The following is a 4,918-nucleotide window of genomic DNA, read 5'->3' as shown; positions in this document are numbered from 1 at the left end:
CCGGCGCCCCCGCCCCCGCCCCCGGCATCGACGACGAGCCGGCCGTTCACGAACCCCACGAGCATCGAGCCGATCTACAAGACGTCCGACTACGGCAACCGGCTCCACCCTGTGCTCGGCTACTGGCGCCTGCACGCCGGGGTGGACCTGCGCACCTGGTGCGGCACCCCGATCTACGCGGCGATGTCCGGCGAGGTCGTCTGGTCCCGGTACCGCGGCGGCTACGGCAACCAGGTCATGGTGAACCACGGGTACTGGAACGACCGCTCGCTCATGTCGAGCTACAACCACCTGTCCAGCTTCGCCGTGCGGGGCGGTCAGACCGTGTCCCGGGGGCAGCTGCTCGGGTACTCGGGCAACACCGGGACGTCCTCCGCGTGCCACCTGCACTTCGAGGTCTACGTCAACGGCAGCACCGTCGACCCCTGGCCGATGATCGCCCGCTGACCGCCGGGACTCCCACCGGGCCCCGGTGAGCCGTCGTCCGAGGTCGCTCGGGGCCGCACTAATCCGGCGACCGACCGGGCACGGGTCGTTAGTCTTGCCCGCATGGCCAAGGAGACGGGACGCAAGCTCGTCGCGTCCAACAAGAAGGCGCGGCACGACTTCCACATCGACGAGACGTTCGAGGCGGGGCTCGTGCTGACCGGGACCGAGGTCAAGGCGCTGCGGGCCGGCCGGGCGTCGCTCGTCGACGGCTACGTCGACGTCGACCGCGGCGAGGCGTGGCTGGAGAACGTCTACATCCCCGAGTACACCGAGGGGACCTGGACGAACCACGCACCGCGCCGCAAGCGCAAGCTCCTCCTGCACCGTCGCCAGATCGAGGAGCTCGACCGCGAGTCGTCCGCGAAGGGCCACACGATCGTCCCCCTGGCGCTGTACTTCGTCGACGGCCGCGCCAAGGTGGAGATCGCCCTGGCGCGCGGCAAGAAGGAGTACGACAAGCGTCACGCGCTGCGTGAGCGGCAGGAGCTGCGCGAGGCCCAGGCGGCCATGAGCCTGCGCAAGCAGCGGGACTGAGACGGTGACCGAGGGGGGTGGGCGCCGGACCGGCGCCCAGGTCGCAGCGCTGCGCCCACGGGCCCGCCCGGGACGGACCCGCCCGGGACGGGTCGGCCGCGGCCTCGTCATGGCCCTGGTGCTCGCGGTGACCGCGGTCCTCGGCGGCGCCCCGGCGGCGGTCGCCGCGAGCGGCCCGGGGGACGACGACCGGATCACGCGGTACGACGTCACCATCGACGTGGACGCGGACGGCGTGGCCCTGGTCGACACGGTCCTGGACGTGGACTTCGGGGCGCAGCCCGGTGCGGGCCCCGCCCTGACGTACGTCACCGCGCAGCGCTTCGACGCGGACCACGACCGGGTCTACCGGATCACCGCGGTCGAGGCGACGAGCCGCACCGCTCCGGACGACGTGCACCTGGCCCACCGGAACGGGCTTCTCGAGATCCGCCTCGGGGGGCGGGACGCCGACCTCACGGGGGTGCACAGCTACCGACTCACCTACCGCGTCGAGGGGTGGGTCAGCTCCGCGGAGGCCTTCGGGCTCGACCGGGACGAGCTCGTCCTCAACGTCGTCGGTGATGCGTGGACGCTCCCCGTCCTGGGGCTGAACGTGACCGTCGGGGCTCCTGGGCCGGTCCTGGACGCCCGGTGCTACGCCGGTCCGGACGCGACCTGCACGAGCAGCGCGACGGACGGCACCGTCGCGACGTTCGCCGAGCCGACGCTCGTCCCGGGCGAGTCCCTCACCGTCGCCCTCGCGTACCCCGCGGGCACCTTCGGGGGCGTCGAACCGATCGTCGTCGAGCACGGGTCGGCCGGCCGCACGGCCGCCCTCGCGGGCCTCGGCGTGGTGGCCGTCGGCCTCGGTGTCACCGCGCTGAGGCACGTGCGACGTGCCCACGCCGACCCCGCGCCGCCGGCCTGACGCAGGGCCCCGCCGTGTGCATCCGATCACACCGGCTTGCCGAGCCCCGCCCCCCGCCTTCTAAGGTAAGGCTGTGCTAACTCGCGTTCAGGCGACGATGGCGCGGGCCTACCCCGCCTACCGCCCCTACGAGGCCACGGTGCAGCGGCTGCTGCCGCTGTCACCGCACTTCGTCCGTGTCACCTTCACCGGTGAGGACTTCGGCTGCCTGGGCACCGCCGGCCTCGACCAGCGGGTCAAGATCCTGTTCCCCTCCCCCGACGGCCGGCTCTGCGACGTCGGCGCCGACGACCACGAGACGATCCTCGCGGGCTCCTGGTACGCGCGCTGGCGTGCGCTGCCGGAGGAGGAGCGCTCGCCGCTGCGCACCTACACCATCCGGTCGGCGCGGCCCGAGCGGCGCGAGCTCGACGTGGACATGGTGCTCCACGACCCCAGCCCGGAGCACCCCGACGGCCCAGCCGCGGCGTGGTTGCGCCGGGCTGCCGTCGGCGACCGTGTCGTCGTCGTCGGGCCGGACGCCCGCAGCGCGGACCCGACGGTCGGCCTGGACTGGCGGCCGGGGGCGGCACGCCACCTGCTGCTGGTCGGCGACGAGACCGCGGCGCCGGCGATCTGCAGCATCGTGGAGTCGCTGCGCCCGGGCGTCACCGCCCAGGCCTTCATCGAGGTGCCCACCGGGGCGGACATCCTGTCCGTCATGGTCCCTGCGGGATCGCAGGTGTCCTGGGTCGCCCGGGACGCCGGCTGCGTCACCGCCCAGGGCTTCGAGGCCGTCGCGCCCCACGGCGTCCTCCTGCAGCAGGCCCTGTCCGCCTGGCTCCCCCGGCACGTGGACCACCTCGCCGGCGCCGTGCGCGAGACCCCGGACGCGCTGGAGGACGTCGACGTCGACGCCGACCTGCTCTGGGACTCCCCGCTCGACCCCGCCACCGGGGACGTCTACGCCTGGGTCGCCGGGGAGGCCGCCGTCGTCCGGGACCTGCGCCGGTACCTCGTCAGCGAGGTGGGGGTGGACCGCCGCCAGGTCGCCTTCATGGGGTACTGGCGCCGCGGCCGCAGCGAGGCGCAGTGAGCGCCGCGCGCCGCCCCGCCGGCCGGTGACCCCGTCCCTGGCCCCGCCGCCCGCTCCGGTCCGACCGACGCCGCGGTCCGCCGACCCGGGCCCCCGACCACGTCCCGCAGCCGGTCGTGCCGACCGTCGACGCCGCGCCGCGGCGGCCGCCGGACTCGTCCTCGCCCTGACGGTCGTGGTCGTGCTGAGCCTGGTGGTGGGCGCCCGGTCGACGGCGCCCGCCACGGTCTGGGCGGCCCTCGTCGACCCCGGGTCCCTCTCCGGGGCCCGCGCGACGGACGCCGTCGTGGTCCGCGAGCTGCGGGTGCCCCGGACCGTGCTCGGCCTGCTCGCGGGGGCCGCGCTGGGGCTCGCGGGGGTCGTCATGCAGGGCGTGACGCGCAACCCCGTGGCCGACCCTGGTCTGCTCGGTGTCAACGCGGGCGCCGCGCTCGCCGTCGTCCTCGGCCTCACCGTCGCCGGGGTGACCTCGGCCCTGGGGCTCGCCGGCTTCGCGCTCGGTGGCGCGCTCGCCGCCGCCGCACTCATCGCGATGGTGGCCGTCACCGCCCGGACCGGCAGCTCACCGGCCCTCCTCGTCGTCGCTGGGGCCGCCGTGACCGCCGGCCTGAGCTCGCTGACGACGCTCGTCCTGCTCGGCGACCCGGAGACGCTCGACCGGTACCGGTTCTGGACCGTGGGGTCCCTGACCGGGCGCGGCCTGGGCACGGCGGCCGCCCTGGCCCCGCTGCTCGCCGTCGGTGCGCTCGTCGCCGTCGCGATGTCCCGGGCGCTCGACGCCCTCGCGCTCGGCGACGACGTCGCGCGAGGGCTGGGGTTCCGGCTCGTGCCCACCCGCGTGGCCGCGATGGCAGCGATCGTGCTGCTGTGCGGGACCGCCACGGCCCTCGTCGGGCCGCTCGTGTTCGTCGGACTCGTCGGGGCGCACGCGGCGCGCGCTGTCGCCGGCACGGGGCACCTGCGGCTGCTGCCCCTGGCGGCGGTCGCCGGCGCGGCGCTCGTGCTCCTCGCCGACGTCCTGGGCCGCGTGGTCACGCCTCCGGGTGAGCTCGAGGCCGGGATCGTCGTCGCGGCGCTGGGCGCGCCCCTGCTCATCGCCCTGGTCCGTTCGCGACGGGCAGCGCTGTGAACGCCCCCGCGGTCGCGACCGGTCCGGCCCGGGTCCCGCGTGGGGCGCCCGCCTCCCCGGCGGACCTGAGCGGCGTGACGGACGCCCTCGCCACGGTGCGGCACGGCGACCGGCTGCGTGCGGCCGGCGTCGTCGGCATGCTGCTCGCGGTGCTCGCGGCGCTGGCCGTCCTCGCCCTCGGCCTCGGCGCGGTGCCCCTGTCGCCGGGCCAGGTCCTCGGCGGGCTCCTCGGGTCCGACGACGGCGCCCGCTTCATCGTCACCGGCCTGCGGCTGCCCCGGCTCGGCTTGGCCCTGGCGGTGGGGGCGGCGCTGGGCCTGGCGGGTGCGCTCCTGCAGGCGGTGGTCCGCAACCCGTTGGCCAGCCCGGACGTCGTCGGGCTCACCGGCGGCGCGAGCGCGGCGGGGGTCCTGGCGATCGGAGCCGGCCTGACCGGAGCAGCGGTGGGCTCGGCCGCGCTCGTCGGCGCGCTCGGCGCCGCCGGGCTCGTCTTCGCCCTGAGCGGCCGCGGGGTGCGGGGCACCCGGTTCGTGGTCGTCGGGGTGGCGGTGGCCTTCCTGGCGCAGGGCGTGCTCGGCTACGCCCTGACGCGAGCGAGCCTCACGGAGGCCCGGTCGGCGTACTTCTGGCTCGTCGGCAGCGTCGGCTCGGCGGCGTGGGCCGACGCGGCGCGGGTGGCCGCGGTGCTGGGCGCCGTCGTCGTGGTGCTCGCCCTCGCCCACCGCCCGCTGCGCGCCCTGGGGCTCGACGACGACACCGCCCGGGCGGTCGGCGCAACCCC

At 76.1% G+C, this 4,918-nt stretch carries 6 protein-coding genes; all 6 read left to right on the top strand.

The genetic code is table 11. The features are described from left to right. Positions 1-447, top strand: a 447-nt coding sequence (locus N866_RS16300) for a M23 family metallopeptidase (protein WP_034228323.1), incomplete at its 5' end; no start/stop codon positions are given. A gap of 102 nt (positions 448-549) precedes the next feature. After that, the gene (gene smpB, locus N866_RS16295; protein WP_034228322.1) at positions 550-1,023 is read left to right on the top strand and encodes an SsrA-binding protein SmpB; all 474 of its coding nucleotides are present in this window, start codon (positions 550-552) and stop codon (positions 1,021-1,023) included. 4 nt (positions 1,024-1,027) lie between these two features. Then, complete coding sequence (locus N866_RS16290; protein WP_034228320.1) at positions 1,028-1,933, top strand: DUF2207 domain-containing protein; 906 nt, start codon at positions 1,028-1,030, stop codon at positions 1,931-1,933. Positions 1,934-2,006: 73 nt separating this feature from the next. Next, positions 2,007-3,008: a siderophore-interacting protein gene (locus N866_RS16285; protein WP_245612632.1), complete on the top strand. Its 1,002-nt coding sequence runs from the start codon at positions 2,007-2,009 to the stop codon at positions 3,006-3,008. A gap of 25 nt (positions 3,009-3,033) precedes the next feature. Further along, positions 3,034-4,137 (top strand): FecCD family ABC transporter permease, encoded by a 1,104-nt coding sequence (locus N866_RS16280; RefSeq protein ID WP_081802743.1) that lies wholly within the window; start codon positions 3,034-3,036, stop codon positions 4,135-4,137. Next, the coding region (locus tag N866_RS16275; protein ID WP_052023165.1) for an iron chelate uptake ABC transporter family permease subunit at positions 4,134-4,918 on the top strand (785 nt) is incomplete at its 3' end. The genes N866_RS16280 and N866_RS16275, both read left to right, overlap by 4 nt.

This window comes from Actinotalea ferrariae CF5-4 (genome assembly GCF_000603945.1).
Lineage (GTDB): Bacteria > Actinomycetota > Actinomycetes > Actinomycetales > Cellulomonadaceae > Actinotalea > Actinotalea ferrariae.
The sequence above is the reverse complement of the archived record's forward strand: the minus strand, read 5'-3'. Positions and strand labels throughout refer to the sequence as shown.